Genomic DNA, 18646 nt, shown 5'->3' with positions numbered 1-18646 from the left:
TTCCGTGCCGAACCCTTGAAAACGATGACGAAAGCATGAATACTGGTTCGTGCAATGGGGAGTATCCCCGTGGCGGGCTTCGTCAACACGGTGCCAACGGCTCCCGGAGCCCGGTCCCGCCAGGGACGGGAGAGACCATCCGCAGCGAGACGTAGGAACGGCTCGCCGAGATTCGGGGGGCGTCCATGATGTTCAAGATTCAGGTCTCCGGTCGGACCCAAGGGGCGTGGCCAACCTGGTTCGCCTCTCCAGGTGGTCGTCTCGTCAGTGCGGTCCGACGCATGGTCGTAGCGACCAAACCGCGGACGCCCCGCCAGCGGTGGATGTGACCGCCCCGGCGAGCGGCTCCGTCATCCTTGGCGTCACTGGCGGGCGAGGGCCGAGAGGGGTACTGCGATGGCCTGGACCCTGATGGCGTGGGCCGTCGTCCTCCTGCACCTGGCGTTCCTGGTCTTCCAGATGCTCGGCGCCCTGCTTGCCCTCGTGTCGCGGGTGTGGTTCGTCCCGCACCTCGCCGTGGTGTCGTGGGGGGTCGGCATCGTCATCACTCAGGGCAGCTGTCCCCTGACGGTGCTCGAGAAGGACCTGGTCGAACGCGCCGGTGGCACGCCGTACTCCGGTTCCTTCCTCGACCACTACGTCTTCGGGATCCTGCTCCCCGACGGCACCCAGACCTTCGTGTACGCGACCCACCTGGTGGTCATCCTCGCGACGTACGCCTACGTGGTGTTGCGGCTCCGACGGCGTGCGGAGCAGGGTGCCGGCGAACGAGCCGCGACGGCGAGCGCGAGCTCACCAGGAGCCGAGCCCGGGTGATGGACACCGCGCTGGCGGACCGCCCGGCAGCGCCCGGTCCCGCGAATCGGCCCGGTCGTTCGTACGACGAGCGCGTCACCACGCGTGTCCTGTGGCTGACCTGTGCGGCTGTAGTGGCGGTTCGCTCGGTCTTCGTGGCCCAGCCGATTCGTTCCGATGAGGGTGGGTACCTGCATGCTGCGCGCCACTGGGCGCCGGGCGAGGGCGAGTTCATCTACGGCGACTTCCACGTCGACCGGCCGCCGTTGCTGATGGCGTTCTTCCGCCTGGCGGCCCTGTGGGACACCGACGCGGCGATCCGGGTCATCACGATCCCGGTGGTCGTGGCGATCGTGCTGGCGACCGCTCGCGCCGCCGGCCTGCTGGCCGGCCCGGTCGCGGCGAGGTGGGCAGCGGTGGTGACGGCGGCTCTGATGTGCTCCCCGGCGCTGGCGGCCGATCAGGCCGACGGCGTGATGTTCGCGCTCCTCTTCGTCACGGGTAGCATCGCCGCGATTCTGCACGGTTGGCGAGCCGGTGACCTCCGCACGACCGTCGGCTGGGGGCTGGTCGCCGGTGTGCTCGCTGCCGCTGCGCCGTTGGCGAAGCAGAACTTCGTCGACGCGTTCGCCTTCGCCGGGGTGCTGATCGCGGTCTCGGCGCTGCGGCATCCGGGGTCTCGGACGCGGCTCGGCACGCTGGCCGCCGGCTTCGGTGCGGGCACCGTCGTCGTCGTCGCAGCGCTGGCGGCGTGGGCCCACCTCAAGGGGGTCGCGATGGACGTGATGTGGGAGGACGTGATCGCCTTCCGTGTCGAGGCGGGACAGGTGCTGGCCGCGTCCCACCACTCGGCACCGATGGAGCGCGCTCGGCTCCTCGTGCTCGCCGCCGTGGCCAGTGCGGCTGTGCCTGTCGTGATGACCTGGCTGGTTGGGTTGCTGCGTCGGCCTCGCCCTCTCGCGGCCGAGCAGTGGGCATTGCTCGCCCTGCTCGGGTGGAGCGCGATCGGCATCGTGGTCGGGGGGAGCTACTGGCTGGACTACCTGCAGGCGTTGGCTCCCGCTGCGGGCCTCGCGGCGGGTCTGGTGAGCGCCGGCCGTGGCGCCGGGCGGCGGCTGATGCGCGGCTTGGCGCTGTGGGCGGCGGTCGCGTCGCTGGGGGCAGTGGCCACCACCACGCTCGCCTACCAGGCCTCGCCGCGGCTGTGGTACCCCCAGCTCATCGGCGGGTGGGTGGCCGACTCCGCCGAGGAGGGCGACACGATGGTGGTCGCGTACGGGAACTCGCAGGTCGTGGAGGCGGCCGACCTGCCCACTCCCTACCCCTACCTCTGGAGCCTGCCGATGCGGACCCTCGACCCGGACCAGCAGCGCCTCGAGCGCCTGCTCGACGGACCCTCGCGGCCGACCTGGTTCGTCGTGTTGAACGGGGTGAACTCGTGGGACATCGATGACGACGGCCGACTCCGCTCCATGATCGAGGAGCACTACGAGCCGGCCGCCACGATCTGCGGGTACAACGTCCTGGTCCGCGCCGACGTCGAACGGCGACTCGCCGACGCTCCGAACTGCGGCAGCAGCCAGTGGTGAGCTCCAGTGGTGAGGTCAGCTGGCAAGGGTGCCGGCGAACACCTGCCAGGACAGCGCTGACTTCGCGACGAGGCTGAGCAGGATGTAGACCCGTTCGCCGAACAGGTAGTCGCGCCACCGTCCGAGGCCGCGGTACTGCAGCCATTGGTTGAGGGCGAAGACGTTGAAGAAGGCGAAGAGCGACACGAAGATGCCGTAGACGAAGGCGGGCGGCTCGGCCCCGGAGGTGGACTGCGGTGACACCAGGTAGACCGTGATCGCGAGCCACGGCACGATCCCGGCGGCACACCCGAAGATGAACGGCAGCCAGCCGCGCGAGCCCGGGTCCTCGTAGTGCTCTTGGAGCCACCCGAACAGGATCATCGAGGCGTTGACGCCGAACAGCGCCAGCAGGGCCGCGACGTCGGAGATCCCGACCAGCTGGGCGATCAGCACGATCATCAGCGACGAGGACACGGAGTACTCGATCCAGCGAGCCCGGTTGCGGCGTCGGGCGAGGTCGGCCCGGTAGCCGGCCCCCCAGGTGGTGGTGACGACGACGTGGGCCAGCGCGGACAACAGGAGGAACGCTGCCACCGCGGCACCGGTTGGGACGTCGAAGAGAACGACCTGCTCCTCCGGCGTCGTTCCGGGTGGGCCGGCGAGGTAGGTCCCGGTGACTGGGAGTGCGAAGCTGGTGGCCAGGGCGAGGACCGCGACGGCCTGGGCGAGGTGGAGCACGGCTGCTACCAGGTTGTCGCGTCGCAGTTTCGGAGCCAAGGCTTCCACCTCGGGAGCAAGCGGATCGGGAGATGGTTCGCGGTGCTGGCCGGACATGGTCGCTCCTCGTGTGCGGGACTTGACTTCCGAAGTGTGCTTCGTGAATACTGTAGCGCATGAGGGGAGTACCCCACCCTCGCTGACATCGACAGTTCGACCGGCCCTGCCCGGTCCGGTGCGGCGGTCGCCAGGTCCACGGACCGGGCGGCGGGGGAGACCTCCAACGTCACGCTCGGCTGTTGGTCGAGTGGTCACGCTGGAGGTATAGCTGTCATGGATGTTCCCTTCTGGGCCTGGGCGGCGGTGCTGGGCGTCATCGTCGTGATGCTGGCGATCGACCTGTTCGCCCACCGCACCGCTCACGTCGTCGGTGTCAAGGAGGCTGCCGCCTGGTCCGCGGTCTGGGTCAGCCTCGGCCTGACGTTCGGCGGCATCGTCTGGTGGGCCTACGGCGCCCAGGCCGGCGGCGAGTACTACGCCGGGTACCTGATCGAGAAGTCGCTGGCGGTCGACAACGTCTTCGTCTTCGCGCTGATCTTCACCTACTTCGCCGTGCCGCGGGAGTACCAGCACCGGGTCCTGTTCTACGGCGTCCTCGGGGCACTGGTCTTCCGGGCGATCTTCATCGCCGGTGGCGCGGTCCTGATCGAGAACTTCGCCTGGATCCTCTACCTCTTCGGCGCCTTCCTCGTATACACGGGCTGGAAGATGTTCCGCCACCGCGACGACCAGATGGACCTCTCGCGCAACAAGCTGCTGGCACTGGCCAAGAGGAAGATCCCCTCGACGGAGGAGTACCACGGGCAGAAGTTCTGGGTGAAGCAGGCGGGCAAGTGGGTGGCCACGCCGCTGTTCTTCGTCCTCATCATGGTCGAGACCACTGACATCATCTTCGCCGTCGACTCCATCCCCGCGATCTTCGCCGTCACCCAGGACCCGTTCCTGGTCTTCACCAGCAACGCCTTCGCCATCCTGGGCCTTCGAGCGATGTACTTCCTGCTCGCCGATCTCATCGACCGCTTCATCTACCTCAAGGCCGGCCTCGCCGCGATCTTGGTCTTCGTCGGCATCAAGATGCTGCTCCTCGACGTCTACAAGGTTCCGATCTGGCTCTCCCTCGGCGTGATCGCCAGCTGCATCGCCGTTGCGGTCATCGCCAGTCTCCGCGCGACTCGTGACCAGGCCACCGTCGCCCCCCACGCGACGCCGGCCCACGCGTCCGACGAGGACGAGGTGCTGCGATGAGCCCCCGCACGCGTCCCAAGGCGGGCGGTTCGCCGGTGGCGCTGAGGACCAGGGACATCGCCGACCTGGCGATCACCTCCGGCTTTCCGTGCATCTCGGTCCTCCTGCCGACGAAGCCGTCCCCGCGCATGACCAGGGAGGACCGGTCGAGGTTGGACGACCTGGTCCGAGACGTGGAACACACGCTCGCCGAGCGTGGCGTGATGAACCGGTCCGCGCTGCTGGACAAGCTGGCCGAGCAGGTCGACCGCGCGGGAGACCAGCCGACCGACCTGGGGCTGTGCATCTACGTGAACCGGGCCGTCGCCCGCTCGTTCCGGCTGCCACAGTCGGTGACCGCCCGGGCGGTGGTGGAGAGCACCTTCGCCACTCGGCCGCTCATCGCGGCCCTGCACCGCATGCCACCCCACGCCGTGCTGCTGCTACACCCCACGTGCGCCCACCTGTACGCCTCCGAGGACGGCGGACTGCGCCCAGTGGGACGGTCCGAGCCGTTTGGCTCGGGGCGGCCGATCCGGGTGCCGGGTGCCGGACAGCCGGGCGCCGCCGAGGCCCGAACGGAGCTGATGGCCAGGTTCCTGCGCAAGGTCGACCGGATGCTGGGCGACTACCGGGCCGACCACCCGAGCCCGCTCGTGCTGGTGGGTCCGCCGCGGTTGCTCGAGGAGTTCTGCTCCCTCAGTGCCAATCTGGAGCGGCTCGCCGGGCGGGTTGATGACCGCGACTGCGCCACGGCCCTCGACCTGGCCCTGGCCGGCATCACGTCCGTCGAGGCGTACCTGCGGACACGACGCGACGACGCACTCGCGCTGCTGCGCCAGGCAGAGTCGGATCGACCCACGGACGTGGCCTCGGGCATCGAGCAGTGCTGGCGGGCCCTCGGGCGACGCCTGCCCGCGATGCTGCTGGTCGAGGAGAACTTCATCAGTCCAGGCACGACGGCACCCGGACGCGGGGCTCCTGCGAACTCCTCAGGGAACGCCTCCGGGGATGCCTCCGGGGCCGGCGACGTGCATGACTTGGTGGACGACCTGATGGAGCAGGTGATCTTGATGGGCGGCCAGCTGGCGCTGGTGGCCGACGGCGACCTCGCGAACCATGACCGGATTGCGCTGGTCCTGCGGCGCTAGTGCCAACCTTGACACCGCAGCACGATTCACGTAATCTGATGCGTAAGAAACCCTTGAAGGGGAGTACCCCACCAACCGGCCATCGTCACTCCGGTCGTCCTGCGACCCGGTGGCCGACCACACCTCCCGGGGTGTGGCGGGGAAGACCTTCCGACCACTGTCGGGAGGCATTCTCCGTGAATACTCAGCTACTTCGTGACCGGCTGAAGGATCGGCGCCGTCCGCCCGGGCGGGTCGGCCCTGCGGGGTGGCGGCGATGACGGCCCTGACCGCGACCCGGACCGAGCTGCTGCGGCGTCGCTCGGCGATCGCCTTCGCGGCCCAGGGCCGTGACCTTCTGGTCGACAAGCGGATGGCCCTGGTGCGCGAGTTGCACCGTCTCGACGCAGACGTGTCCGCCCAGCGTGAGGCCGCCGCCGTCCTCGCCCGGGAGGCTCGCGCGCTGCTCGCCGAGAGCACCGCCGACGAGGGCCCGGCCGCCGTCGCGGCGGTCGCGTCGGGTGCGGCCAACGGCGTCGTCGCCGAGCGCGAGGACCGCATGGTGGTCGGCGTGCGGGTCGTGACGGTGCAGGCCAACGACCTGCGACGGACGGCCGAGGAGCGCGGCGCGGCACCGGTGCTGGTGGCCCCGTCGATCGAGGCGGCGGCGGAGGCCTACGAGCGGTACCTCGAGCACGTCCTGCGCTTCGTGGCCCTCGAGGCCACGGTGCGCCGGCTCACCGAGGAAGTGGCCCGCACCACGCGCCAGGTCAACGCGCTCGAGAACGTCGTCATCCCCGGACTCGAGGAGGAGGCCGCCCACATCACCGCGGTCCTCGAGGAGCGCGAGCGTGAGGAGCACTCCCGCCTGAAGCGGGCGCGGGAGCGACGTCGCGTCCCGCAGGACCGACCGGCACCGGACCATCCTCCCGTGCCGCGACCCGACGAGGAGGAACGGCGATGACGCAGATGCAGGATCCGGCCGCGATGCGCCAGGTGCGCGAGCTAGAGCGGCTTATCGAGGCCCGTCTCGAGGAGGCGCGGCAGAGCAACGCCCGCGTTGTCGCGGCCCGGGAGCAGGCGGAGCTCCTCGTGGGGGAGTTCGCCGCGGAAGCCGCCGCGGAAGCCGACCGCCTGTCCGCGCGTATCTTGCAGGAGGCACGCGAATGGGTACAGGCCGACGAGGCCGAACAGCAGCGGATCGGCGTCGAGGTGACGCAGCGGGCCGTGCGCCTGCGGGAGGAGCTCGTCGCCGCCACCGTCGCCGCCGTCCTGACCGTCGCCCCGACCGTGACCCCGCCCGTGGCCCCGACCGTGGCCCCGACCGTGGCCCAGCGGGCCGACCGGACCCCGAAGGCGAGCCGATGATCCGCCGACTGCACCACGTCCAGCTCCTGGGCCGACGCGAGCAGCTGCTCGAGACGGTCGAGTCGCTCCAGCGAGCCGGGGTCGCCGAGGTGACGCCATCCGGGGCGCCGACCGGCAGTGCGGACAAGGCTGCGGACCCGGTTGCAGACCCGGCTGCGAACAAGGGTGAGGACCGTATGGCCAGGCGGGACCTGCTGGCCCGGGTGCAACGCCTGCTGGAGTGGGCGCCGTCAGATGCCTCGTTGGCACGCGAGTCGCCACGCCGGAGCGCGGACGCCGCACCGGTGGACCCGCGCGACGCCGACGTCAACATCGCGACGCTCGAGCTCGAGGTCGAGTCCCTGCGCGGGGCCCAGGCCTCGCTGGAGGAGGAGCGCGACGCGCTGGCGCGCTACGTGGACGTCCTCGCCCAGCTCGAGACCCTCGTGCCGGAGCTGACCTCGCTCTCCGATGCCGAGCTCGAGCTGCTGGGACTGGCGATGACCGCGCTGGTGCTCGACGACCCGGCCGGGGCCGTGGTCGGACTGCTCGAGACCCAGCTGCGGCAGCTCGCCGGCAACGGGTTCATGCTCCGCAGTACGGACGCCGGCCGCGCCCGCGGCTGCCTCCTGGTGGTGGCCCGCGACCGGCTGCCCGAGGTCCTCGGTCTCATGGGCGCGGATGAGATCAGCCGGGTCGAGGTACCCGAGGACTACGCCCACCTGTCCCTGCACACCACGCTCGTGCGGATGCGCGCCCGGCTCGTCGACCTCCAGGCCGACCTCGACGCCGTCCGCGCCGACCTCGACGCGCTCTGGCTCCGCGAGGCCCCCGGGCTGCGCGCCGCCGCGCGTGCGCTGCTCGTGCTGACCGAACGCGACGCCGCGGTCGCGGCCGCCGCGCTCTCCGAGCGCACCTTCCTCCTGCGCTGCTGGGTGCGGGCAGACCGTCGCCGCGAGGTGCGCGAGCAGCTCGACCGCGACGGCCTCGCCGACGTGGCCGTCGTCGACGCCCCGGCGGGCGAGGTCCCCGGCCCCTCCCCGGTGGAGCTGACCGGACGCGCCGCATGGTCCCCCTACCGCCGCCTGGTCGGGTTCCTCTCCTGGCCCTCCCCGAACGGGCTGGACCCGACCGGACTGATGGCGATCTTCTTGCCGTTCCTCTTCGGTGTCATGGTCGGCGACGTCGTCTACGGCGCCGCGCTCGCCGGCATCGGCTGGTGGCTGCGCCACCGGGCACGCACGCACGACCGCGGCGGTGTGGAAGGCGGGGTGATGGACGACGCCGGCCGCGTCCTGATCGCCGGCGGTGCGTGGGCGGTGCTGTGGGGCGTGATGTTCGGCGAGGCGCTCGGCAGCCTCGGCAACATGTGGGGGATGCCGGCGCTGTGGTTCTACCGCGGCGGACCCGAGGCCCTCGAGCCCCTCCTGCTCTTCGCCGTCGCCCTCGGCTGGTCCCACATCGTGCTCGGCCTGACCCTCGGCCTGGTGACCGCGCTGCGCCGTGGCGACCGGCACCGCACCCTCGAGGTGGGCGGCACCCTGGCCGTCCTGCTCGGCGCGACCGCGGCCATCGCGGCCACCATCCTGAACGCCCCCTCGTGGGTCACCCTCGCCGCGCTGGTCCCCGCCGTCGTGGGACTCGTGGCCACCAGCTCCGTGCACGGCCCCATCGGCGCCCTCCTCGGCCCACTCGAGCTCATCGGCACGGTCGGCAACGTCTTGTCCTACCTCCGGGTCGCCGCGGTGGGACTCGCCTCGGTCTACCTCGCCAACGTCGCCAACGAGCTCGCCACCGAGCTGCCCCTCCTCATCGGACTGTTCGTCGCCGTCCTGCTGCACCTGCTCAACCTGGGTCTGGCGGCGTTCAGCCCGATGGTCCAGGCCCTGCGACTGCACTACGTCGAGTTCTTCAGCAAGTTCCACGACGGCGAGGGCCAGGCCTTCCAACCCCTCGGCGCCCACGGGGCCCTCAACCCCCGCGCACTCCTGACCCCACCCCGCGACCGACCGCTCGGCCCACTCCTCACCCCAACCTTCGACCCGGTCGGCGTCCCGCCGCACGGCACCACCAACGGCGTCCGCATCGCCGACGCCACCCACGAAAGGTGACACACATGGAAACCGGACTCATCGCCCTCGGAGCAGGACTCGCCGTCGGCCTCGCCGCCCTCGCCACCGGCTACGCCCAGGCGCGGATCGGCGCGGCGGCCATGGGAGCCATCGCCGAGAAGCCCGAGCTCGCCGGTCGGGCCATCCTGCTCGTGGCCATCCCCGAGACGCTCGTCATCCTGGGCTTCGCGGTCGCGGCCATGATCGTGCTCCTGCTGGGCGGCTGACATGACCCTCCAGGCGCTGCTCGAGACCATGGAGCACGACGGTCGTCGCGACCTGGCCGACGTGCTCGCCCGGGACGAACATCGCGCCCGCGAGATCCTCCGGGAAGCCCACCAGGCGGCCGAGCGCGACCGCCTCGGCATCCTCACCCGAGCCGAGTCGACCGCCCGCGACCAGGCGCTCCGCGTCCGCTCCACCGGGGCAGCCGCGTCCCGCGCCCACGTTCGCGAGGTGGTCGACGCCGAGCTCGAACGGGTGCGCACGGCTGCCGGAAAGGAGCTGCAGGAACTGGTCGGCACAGGCCACGGGACTGCGGCCACGCTCGACCTCCTCGACGAGGCGATGGCTCTCCTGCCCTCGGCCACCTCCTGCACGGTCGATCCGGCCCACCTGGACGCCGTACGCCGCCACCGGCCCTGCCTCGTCGTGGAGACTGGACCCGTGGGGGTCGGCGTCGTGCTGCGCGACGCCCAGGGGCGAGCGGTGCACAACACCGCCGAAGGACGCCTTGACGCGGCGTGGCCGCTGCTGCGCCCGGTGCTGCGCGACGCGGTGTGCGAACCGCACCCGGAAGTGGACCCCGAAGCGGACGCGAAAGCTGACGCGGAAGTGGTCCCGGAGGTGGACCCGCGATGACGGCACCGCTGTACGTCGCCGGCTCGACGGCCCTGCGGGCCCGGATGTCGCGCCTGACCCCGGACGGAGCAGGCCAGGGTGATCGCGAGGAGAGCGAGGAGATGCGTCGGCTGCCGCAGCTGTTCGTGGGCGAGGCACGCGCGGTGGCACAGGTGCTGACGGGACGACACGACCTGCGCGACGCCCTCGCGCTGCTGCGCGGCGCGGCCTCGGGCCTCCCGCCTGAAGACCGGCTCCGGGGGGTGCGCGCGGTCGGTGCCATCACCCCCGAGCGGGCCGCCGAGCTCGCCCACACGCGGGACGAGGCGGGCGTCGTGGCCCTCCTCGAACGGCTGCGGCTGCCGACGCCGATCACGGCGGCGGCCCTGCCTCGGCTGTGGTCACGCTTCGAGCTGCACCGCGACGTCGAGGAGCTCGAGCTCGCAGTGACGGCCACGGCGCACGCCGAGTGGGGCGAACGCGCGGCCCACCCGCGTTCGCGTCCCGTCGCGGACCTCCTCGCCCGCGAGCGGGACCAGCGCAACCTGCTCATCGCGCTGGCCCGGTCGGACGTCGACCCCGGCCGGCTGATGCCGCTCGGGCGCCTCGGCGTCCGCGACCTGGAGCACGCGATCACTGGCCGCTGGGCTCCCGTTCTCGGCGTCTACCCACGCTGGCGGGCCGCCGCAGCGGCGTACGAGTTGCACGGGGATCTCGGCCATGTCGACCGGGACCTGCACGACGAGGCCACCGCCGGCGCCGCCGCGCGGCTGCGCCGCGGCGACGCCGAGAGCGCCGACCCGCTGGTGGGCTACGTGCTGCTGCTCGAGGAGCGCGCGCGCCGACACCGCCGAGCCGGACTGATCCTCGTCACCGGCGGAGCGGACCGGAGGACCCCGTGACGAACGCGCTTACCCCCTCAGCGCCACGGATGGACTCAGAAGTGGACTCGGAGGTCGTCGTGGTGGCTCCGCGAGACGTCGACGCGGGCTTCCGCCTCGCGGGCGCCGCGACGGTGGTGCCCGAGCCCGGCCCGGACGGGGAGATCGGAGCCGACGCCGTCAACAGAGCTGTCGAGACAGCTGTGCGCCTGCCCGGCGACGGCCGCGCGGTGGTCTTGGTGCACCACGACGCGTGGACTCGACTGCCACTCGCCGCCCGCGATGCCTGGGCCGAGCGCACCGACGTCCTCGTGGTCGGCCTCCCGCCCGACGCCCCGGCCGTGGACACCGAGCCCCACGACCAGCTCCAGCGACTGCTCGGACGAGCGGTCGGCTACGAGATCAGCTTCGTCCCCGAAGGAGACCACCCATGAGCACGACACCCACCACGATGCCGAGCACGACACACGGCGGCGCGCCGGCCGGTTCCGGCGACCAGGTCGGGACGGTGGTGCGGGTCTCGGGCCCAGTCCTCGAGGTCGCTGGCCTACCCGCGTGCCGGCTCTACGACGTGGTCAAGGTCGGCCCGCAGGACCTGCCCGGGGAGGTGATCCGCCTCGACGGCGCCCTGGCCACGGTACAGGTCTTCGAGGACACCTCGGGGCTGCGCGTCGGCGACCCCGTGACCGGCACCGGGGGACCGCTGACCATCGAACTCGGCCCCGGGCTGCTCGGCACCGTGTTCGACGGCACCCAGCGCCCGCTCGCCGCCCTGAACGCCGAACACGGCATCTACATCCCGCGCGGCGCCGACCTGCCCGGCCTCGACCGCTCCCGGACCTGGGAGTTCGTGCCGTCCGTGGTGGCGGGCGACCGCGTGGAGGCGGGCGACGAGCTCGGGACCGTGCAGGAGACCACAGCGCTGCGCCACCGCGTCCTGGTGCCGCCGGGCGTCCGCGGCGTGGTGGAGCACGTCGCGGAGGGGTCGCACCGCGTCGACGAGGTCATCGCCCGCGTCCAGGGCCACGACGTGCAAATGCTGCAACGCTGGCCGATCCGCAGGCCCCGTCCCGTGCGGGGACACCAGGCCCTGCACCGCCCGCTGCTCACCGGCCAGCGGGTCCTCGACAGCCTCTTCCCGATCGCCCTCGGCGGTGCCGGCATCATCCCCGGCGGATTCGGCACCGGCAAGACGGTGCTCGAGCAGGCGATCGCCAAGCACGCCGAGGCCGACGTGGTGGTCTACGTCGGCTGCGGCGAGCGGGGCAACGAGCTGACCGAGGTGCTCGAGGAGTTCCCACAGCTCTCTGACCCGCGCACCGGTCGCCCCCTGATGGAGCGGACCGTGCTCGTGGCCAACACCTCCAACATGCCGGTCGCGGCCCGGGAGGCCAGCGTCTACCTCGGCATCACGATGGCCGAGTACTACCGCGACCAAGGCCTGCACGCCGTCCTGCTCGCCGACTCCACCAGCCGCTGGGGCGAGGCACTGCGCGAGGTGTCGGGTCGTCTCGGCGAGATCCCGGCCGAGGACGGCTACCCCGCCTACCTCGCCACCCGCCTCGCGGCCTTCTATGAGCGCGCCGGGCTCGTCGACTGCCTCGGCTCCACCCCGCGTAGCGGGTCGGTCACCGTCGTCGGCGCCGTGTCGCCCGCAGGCGGGGACTTCTCCGAGCCGGTCACCCAGAACAGCCTGCGCGTGGCCGGATGCTTCTGGGCGCTCGATGCGAGCCTGGCCCGCAGCCGCCACTTCCCGTCGATCAACTGGACACGCAGCTACACCACCTACCGGCTGGGCGAGTGGTTCGACGAGCACGTCGCCGAGGACTGGTCGCGCCTCAGCGCCTGGGCCGTCCGCACGCTGCAGGAGGAAGGGAGCCTGCAGGAGGTGGTCAGCCTCCTGGGCGTGGAGGCGGTAGCGCCGCCCCAGCGAGTCACCCTGCGCGTGGGTCGCATGCTCCGCGAGGACTACCTGCAGCAGAACTCCTTCGACCCCGCCGACGCCAGCTGTCCGCCGGCCAAGCAGGTCACGATGCTGCGACTGATCAAGTCGGCCGAGGAGGCCATGACCGCTGCGGTCACCGCCGGGCGACCCGTCGCCGACGTCGTCGCCCACCCCGTCCTGCGCACGGTCGCCGCAGCACGTGGCTGGCCGGTCGACGACACGCTCGAGCGACACCTCGACGACGCCGTCTCGACCATGCACGCCGCACTCACCACCAAAGAGCGCGCTACTGAGGAGCGCGCGGCACTCACCACCGACGAGGAGGAGCAGCGATGACCACGCTGGACAGCTCCAAAGACAGCCCGGAAGACACCGCGGACACGATCACCCGCGCGCGGGACGCCGTCGCCGTCGCACCCGTGGGCATCCTGCCCACGATCGAGATGCGCGACGTACGCCGGGTGGCCGGGCCGCTGCTGCTGGTCGAGGGCGCCGAGGCCGTAGCGTTCGGCGACGTCGTCACCGTCGTCACCGACGACGGCACGGAACGCGACGGCCAGGTCCTCGAGGTGGACCGCTCCCGCGCGGTGGTTCAGGTGCTCGGCGGCACCGAGGGCATGGGCCGGGCCAACGTCGCCGTGCGCGCGCGGTTCCGCGCAGCGGTCACCGGCGTCGGGACCGACGTACTGGGACGCGTCCTCGACGGTGCCGGGCGTCCGCGGGACGGCCGGCCGGAGCCCACCGCCGAGGCGTACCGGCCGGTGAACGGGCTGCCGCTCAACCCCGTCGCGCGGATCCACCCCGACCAGTTCATCGAGACCGGCTTCTCGGCCATCGATGGCCTCAACACCCTGGTCCGTGGGCAGAAGCTGCCCGTCTTCACCGCGGCCGGGCTGCCCGCCGCTGAGGTGGCCGCCCGGATCGCCATCCAGGCCCGGGTGCCCGGCGAGGCCAGACACGACAACCAGGCCGACGGGACCGAGGGAGTAGTGGTCGTCTTCGCAGCGATGGGCGTCACGCGCCGCGAGGCCGACTTCTTCCGGGACCAGTTCGCCACCAGCGCATCAGGGCACCGCAATGTGCTGTTGCTCAACCTGGCCGACGACCCCACCATCGAGCGGTTGCTCACCCCCCGGGTGGCGCTGACGCTGGCCGAGTACCTCGCCTTCGAGAAGCACCTGCACGTCCTGGTGATCCTCACCGACATCACCGCGTACTGCGAGGCGCTGCGCGAGATCGCCGCGGCCCGCGAGGAGATGCCGGGGCGGCGCGGCTACCCCGGCTACATGTACACCGATCTGGCCTCCCTCTTCGAGCGGGCGGGACGGGTGCACGGCTCGACCGGCTCCTTGACCCAGCTGTCGCTGCTGACCATGCCCGACGGCGACATCACCCACCCGATCCCGGACCTCACCGGCTACATCACCGAGGGACAGGTGGTCCTCTCGCGCGACATGGCCGGACGCGGCGTCGACCCGCCCTTCGACGTCCTGCCGTCGCTGTCGCGGCTGATGAACGCCGGCGTCGGCGCGGGGCGTACGCGGGCCGACCACCGGGGTCTGGCCGACCAGCTCTACGCCTGCTACGCCCGCGGCGTCGAGGTACGGCGCCTGGTCTCGATCGTCGGCGAGAGCGGCCTGACGGCCGAGGACCGCCGCTACCTCGCGTTCGCCCGTCGCTTCGAGGAGGAGTTCGTCGGCCAGGGCGAGGCCCGGCGGACCATCACCCAGACCCTGGACCTGGGCTGGGAACTGCTCGGCGACTTCGAGCCCGACGAGCTAGGCCGGGTCGGGGCCGACCACGTCGCCCAGCACCACCGCACCACCACCACCACCGAGCGCACCGAGAGCACCGCCAAGAGCACCACCTGGAGCCAGCCATGACCGCGGCACCCGTCCCCAGCACCACCCCGCACAGCACCCCACTCAGCAACCCGCACGCCGCCAGCGCCGAGGAAGTGGCCATGACACTGGAGGTCGACCCCGCCCAAGGCCTGAGCAGCGAGGAGGCCCGGACACGGCTCGACCGGTTCGGCCCCAACCAGCTGGCCGAGCCCGTACGCCGACCGGTGCTGCTGCGCTTCCTCGACCAGTTCCGCAGCGTCCTGATCCTGGTGCTCATCGGTGCCGCGGTCCTCGCGGGCCTCGTGGGTGAGATCAAGGACACCATCGTCATCGCCGTGGTGCTCCTCATCAACGCCAGCATCGGGTTCTTCCAAGAGCAGCGAGCCGAGAAGAGCCTCGAGGCGCTACGCAACATGCTGAGCCCCTCGGCGCGGATCCGGCGCGACGGGCGAACCCTCGTCGTCGACGCCGGCGACCTCGTGCCCGGCGACGTCGTCCTGCTCGAGGCGGGCGACCGGGTGCCCGCGGACGCGCGCCTAATCCTCGCCTCCTCGGTGGAGGTCGACGAATCGGCCCTGACCGGTGAGTCCCAGCCCGTCCCCAAACGGGCCAACTCGACCGTAGAACACGACGCCCCCCTCGCAGATCGCGACGGCATGGTCCACATGAACACCGCGCTCACCCGCGGACGGGCCGAAGCGGTCGTGACCGCCACCGGCATGGAGACCTCCGTCGGCGCCATCGCCGAGATGCTCGCCACTGGCGAGGAGCCGCAGACCCCCCTGCAGCGGCAGCTCGACACCCTGGGCAAGCGGCTGGCCGTGATCGGGCTCGTCGCCGTGACGGTGTACGTCGCGCTGGCCCTGGCGCGGGGCGAGGCCCCCTCCGAGATCGCCCTGCGAGCCGTGGCGCTCGCGGTGGCGACCGTCCCGGAGGGCCTGCCGGCCGTACTGGCGCTGACGCTCGCGCTCGGCGTGCACCGGATGGCGGGCCGCAACGCGATCGTCAAGCGGCTGGCCTCGGTCGAGACACTGGGCTCGGCCACCGTCATCTGCAGCGACAAGACCGGCACCCTGACCCTCAACGAGATGACGGTCCGCGAGGTACGCGTGGGCGAGAACGTGCTCACGGTCCACGGCCAGGGATACGACACCGACGGCGAAATCCTCTACTCCGACGGCGCGCAAGCAAGCCTGCCGCCGCTGCTGCTCGACGCACTCGCCCTGTGCAGCGACGCCGAACTCAAGGCGGACGGCGACGGGGATGGGGATAGCGCCGGCATCATCGGCGACCCGACCGAGGGTGCGCTGGTCGTGCTGGCGGCCAAGGCGGGGCTCGACGTGACGGCGCGCCGTCAGGAGTGGCCGCGATCGGCGGAGATCCCCTTCGACGCCGACTACAAGTACATGGTCACCTACCACGACGAGGGTCCCGCTTCCCGCGTGCTGGCCAAGGGCGCGGCCGACGTGCTGCTGCGGCGTTGCGACTCGTGGCTGCTCGGCGGCGAGGAGGTTGCGCTCACCGCGTCCGACCGAGAGCGACTCGACGACGCCATCGCGGCAATGGGCGAGCGCGGACTGCGCGTGCTGGCCGTGGCCACCCGCCTGGTCGAGTCACCGTCATCCGAGCCACACTCCGACGTTGCGTCGCTGACCCTGCTCGGCCTGCTCGGGATCGCCGACCCACCGCGGCCCGAGGCGACCTCGGCGGTGGCCCTGTGCCACCGGGCCGGTGTGGGGGTGAAGATGATCACCGGCGACCACGTCGCGACCGCCGTCGCCATCGCCCGCGAGCTCGGCATCGAGGGCCGCGCGATGACCGGCGCCGAGCTCTCCGAGCTGTCGACCGAGGAGCTGGCCGACGTCGTCGACGAGGTGGCGGTGTTCGCCCGGGTGTCTCCCGAGCACAAGGTCGCCATCGTGAAGGCGCTCACCGCGCGGGGCCATGTCGTGGCCATGACTGGTGATGGCGTCAACGACGCCGCGGCGCTGCGCTCGGCGCACATCGGCGTGGCCATGGGTCTGACGGGAACCGAGGTCACCAAGGAGGCGGGCGACCTCATCCTCACCGACGACAACTTCACCACCATCGTCGGCGCCGTCGAGGAGGGTCGCTCGATCTACGACAACGTGGTGAAGTTCGTGCGCTTTCAGCTCTCCACCAACATGGGCGCCATCTCGACCTTCCTCGGCGCCTCGGTGATGGGGCTGCCGGCCCCGTTGACGGCCGTGCAGATCCTGTGGGTCAACATCATCATGGACGGCCCGCCCGCAATGGCGCTGGGCGTGGACCCGGCCCGGCCGGGGATCATGTCCGAGCCCCCGCGACGCAGCGGCGATCAGATCCTCTCCCCGGCGCGACTGATCAGGCTGGCCCGCGTGGGCCTGGTGATGGCGATCGGCACCCTCGCGGTCCTCATCCTCGCCCGCGAGGAGTGGGGCGAGGCCGTCAGCCTGACCATGGCCTTCACCACCTTCGTGCTCTTCCAGCTCGTCAACGCGCTCAACGCACGCGCGGAGCACGTCACCGTGTTCGCACCGCACACCTTCACCAACCGGTGGCTGTGGGTGTCCCTGACGACGGTGGCCCTGCTGCACATCGCAGCCGTGCACACGACGTGGGGCCAGGCGATCTTCGACACCGTCGCCCTCACACCCGAGCAGTGGGGAATCTGCATCGGAGTGGCGCTGTGCGTGCTGTTGGTCGAGGAGCTCGTCAAGCTCGGCCACCGCTGGGGCACGCGTCGACGAGAAGGCTGAGGACGACCCGGGACATACGAAACCAGAATCGCGTACCATGGCTCGTCATGACCCGCGACGACTGGACCTTCCTCTCCAACCACGGCCACGTCCTGGTCGCCCTCGCGCGCGACCCGGACGCGCGGACCCGCGACATCGCCGACGCCGTCGGCATCACCGAGAGGGCGGTGCAGCAGATCGTCGCGGACCTGGTCGAGCACGGCTACGTGGACAAGGAGAAGGTGGGTCGGCGCAACCGGTACCGGGTCACCCGCGACTCCCACTTCCGCCACGACCTCGAGTCCGGAGTCACCATCGGCGCCTTCGTCGACCTCGTCAACAAGACCACCGCCACCCCTTGACATGCGAAGAAAACTTCGTGATACGATCTACGTACATCAGGGTTGGGGAGTACCCCACCTCCGGTCGCACGTCACCACGGCTGTCACCCCGACTGATCGGCCCGGCGACCGGGTCCCATAACCGGGACGGGAGAGACCACTCCTGATCACCATTCCGGGCAACGAGGCCCGGACCGACGACAACGGTGGTGATCAGCATGGACGACCTACTCATCCTCCTCGGACTGGCTCTCTGGCTCGGCCTCTGGGCGGCGCGCGAGCTCGGCTGGTGCGGTGTCAGGCGCGGGCAGGCGAGCGCAGCGGCACGTCGCAACCGGCGACACTCGTCCCACGGGTCCGTGCCCGAGGGTGGCTCCGACGGCCCGTACGTCGACGCGGCGGGGAGGCGTCCATGATGCTCCTCAGGCTGCCGGTTGCTGCGATGCCCGAGAGCGGCGACCCGTTCCACCCCCACGTGCGACTCCCTGTCTCGGGTGCCTGGTCGCGCACGGATCTCGACGAGGTCGTACGTCATCTCCAGGCAGGGTGCTGCGTGCACGTGACCCTGACGATCCCGCACCGCAGACTGCTCTCGTTCGTGCGACGGCGCAGCACTGCCACGGCGGACAGCAACCTTCGCGACCGTCTCGAAGACCTCGCGGGGGTTGCGGGACCCGACGCGAGTCGCGTGACGGTGAGGTTCGAACACGAGCCGAGCGCGTTGAGGGGGGCCTGGGGGGCCTGGGGGGCTTGGGCATGGCGGCGCGGCATCGGAGGACCTGGACACACGCGCTCGAACGAATGTGCGCTCGACACACTCCTGGCTCCGGCCGAGCCCCACCCCGCTGAAACGACGGCCCATCGGGCGAATCGACGCTGCGAGGGCAGGCCCCACGTGCGCGCCGACGCAGGAATGCCACTGTCATGGGACGTCGTCGATGAGCTCCACCGCTGGGTGTCCGTCGGCGACGAAGCCCACCTGGTGCTGACGGTGCCCCACTCCCCGGTCTCGCGCGACCCAGACCTCCACCTCCTGTGGGAACGACGCATGACACTCGACGTCGCCGACCGCGAAGGGGAGATTGCCCAGCTGTGGCCGGGA

The 18646-nt window shown here is 71.3% G+C and carries 17 protein-coding genes; 16 read left to right on the top strand and 1 reads right to left on the bottom strand.

Annotation, left to right across the window (positions count from 1 at the left end; translation table 11 throughout):
- The first annotated feature begins 396 nt into the window (after positions 1–396).
- Both IE200_RS08865 and IE200_RS08860 read left to right on the top strand, forming a co-directional pair.
- Positions 397–816 carry a DUF2784 domain-containing protein gene (locus IE200_RS08865; RefSeq protein ID WP_068324855.1) on the top strand — a complete coding sequence of 140 codons (420 nt, stop codon included), beginning with the start codon at positions 397–399 and terminating at the stop codon, positions 814–816.
- Positions 816–2384 (top strand): hypothetical protein, encoded by a 1569-nt coding sequence (locus IE200_RS08860; RefSeq protein WP_191279126.1) that lies wholly within the window; start codon positions 816–818, stop codon positions 2382–2384. Before IE200_RS08865 ends, IE200_RS08860 begins: the two co-directional genes overlap by 1 nt.
- 15 nt (positions 2385–2399) lie before the next feature.
- Here IE200_RS08860 and heR read toward each other — a convergent pair whose 3' ends face one another.
- Positions 2400–3152 carry a heliorhodopsin HeR gene (gene heR / locus IE200_RS08855; protein ID WP_068324853.1) on the bottom strand — a complete coding sequence of 251 codons (753 nt, stop codon included), beginning with the start codon at positions 3150–3152 and terminating at the stop codon, positions 2400–2402.
- 264 nt (positions 3153–3416) lie between these two features.
- On the opposite strand from heR, the gene IE200_RS08850 reads away from it, so the two are divergent.
- From IE200_RS08850 to IE200_RS08785, 14 genes are all read left to right on the top strand, one after another.
- Positions 3417–4388, top strand: a complete 972-nt coding sequence (locus IE200_RS08850; protein WP_068324852.1) for a TerC family protein — start codon at positions 3417–3419, stop codon at positions 4386–4388.
- Positions 4385–5518, top strand: coding sequence for a baeRF3 domain-containing protein (locus IE200_RS08845; RefSeq protein ID WP_169701887.1), 1134 nt, complete (start codon positions 4385–4387; stop codon positions 5516–5518). The genes IE200_RS08850 and IE200_RS08845 overlap by 4 nt, the downstream gene beginning before the upstream one ends.
- A 256-nt stretch (positions 5519–5774) precedes the next feature.
- Complete coding sequence (locus IE200_RS08840) at positions 5775–6461, top strand: V-type ATP synthase subunit D (RefSeq protein WP_191279125.1); 687 nt, start codon at positions 5775–5777, stop codon at positions 6459–6461.
- Positions 6458–6865 (top strand): hypothetical protein, encoded by a 408-nt coding sequence (locus IE200_RS08835; RefSeq protein ID WP_068324849.1) that lies wholly within the window; start codon positions 6458–6460, stop codon positions 6863–6865. Before IE200_RS08840 ends, IE200_RS08835 begins: the two co-directional genes overlap by 4 nt.
- Positions 6862–8955, top strand: coding sequence for a V-type ATP synthase subunit I (locus tag IE200_RS08830; RefSeq protein ID WP_068324848.1), 2094 nt, complete (start codon positions 6862–6864; stop codon positions 8953–8955). Before IE200_RS08835 ends, IE200_RS08830 begins: the two co-directional genes overlap by 4 nt.
- A gap of 5 nt (positions 8956–8960) precedes the next feature.
- Complete coding sequence (locus IE200_RS08825) at positions 8961–9182, top strand: ATPase (protein ID WP_053208071.1); 222 nt, start codon at positions 8961–8963, stop codon at positions 9180–9182.
- A gap of 1 nt (position 9183) precedes the next feature.
- A complete protein-coding gene (locus IE200_RS08820) occupies positions 9184–9816 on the top strand; it encodes a V-type ATP synthase subunit E family protein (RefSeq protein ID WP_056886718.1) in 633 nt (210 codons plus the stop codon).
- Positions 9813–10697, top strand: coding sequence for a V-type ATPase subunit (locus tag IE200_RS08815; RefSeq protein ID WP_068324847.1), 885 nt, complete (start codon positions 9813–9815; stop codon positions 10695–10697). The genes IE200_RS08820 and IE200_RS08815 overlap by 4 nt, the downstream gene beginning before the upstream one ends.
- A 29-nt stretch (positions 10698–10726) precedes the next feature.
- Entirely contained in the window at positions 10727–11110 is a 384-nt protein-coding gene (locus IE200_RS08810; RefSeq protein WP_191279124.1) for a hypothetical protein, read from the top strand.
- Entirely contained in the window at positions 11107–12957 is a 1851-nt protein-coding gene (locus IE200_RS08805; protein WP_169701885.1) for a V-type ATP synthase subunit A, read from the top strand. Before IE200_RS08810 ends, IE200_RS08805 begins: the two co-directional genes overlap by 4 nt.
- Positions 12954–14504 carry a V-type ATP synthase subunit B gene (locus IE200_RS08800; RefSeq protein ID WP_207081787.1) on the top strand — a complete coding sequence of 517 codons (1551 nt, stop codon included), beginning with the start codon at positions 12954–12956 and terminating at the stop codon, positions 14502–14504. Before IE200_RS08805 ends, IE200_RS08800 begins: the two co-directional genes overlap by 4 nt.
- The gene (locus tag IE200_RS08795) at positions 14501–17224 is read left to right on the top strand and encodes a cation-translocating P-type ATPase (RefSeq protein ID WP_191279123.1); all 2724 of its coding nucleotides are present in this window, start codon (positions 14501–14503) and stop codon (positions 17222–17224) included. The genes IE200_RS08800 and IE200_RS08795 overlap by 4 nt, the downstream gene beginning before the upstream one ends.
- 47 nt (positions 17225–17271) lie before the next feature.
- Positions 17272–17565 carry a helix-turn-helix transcriptional regulator gene (locus tag IE200_RS08790; protein WP_191279122.1) on the top strand — a complete coding sequence of 98 codons (294 nt, stop codon included), beginning with the start codon at positions 17272–17274 and terminating at the stop codon, positions 17563–17565.
- 197 nt (positions 17566–17762) lie between these two features.
- The gene (locus tag IE200_RS08785; RefSeq protein WP_191279121.1) at positions 17763–17960 is read left to right on the top strand and encodes a hypothetical protein; all 198 of its coding nucleotides are present in this window, start codon (positions 17763–17765) and stop codon (positions 17958–17960) included.
- The last annotated feature ends 686 nt before the right edge of the window (positions 17961–18646 follow it).

This window comes from Nocardioides flavus (ex Wang et al. 2016), assembly GCF_014653115.1.
In the GTDB taxonomy this organism is placed as follows: Bacteria; Actinomycetota; Actinomycetes; order Propionibacteriales; family Nocardioidaceae; genus Nocardioides; species Nocardioides flavus.
This window is presented reverse-complemented; position numbering and strand designations above follow the sequence as displayed.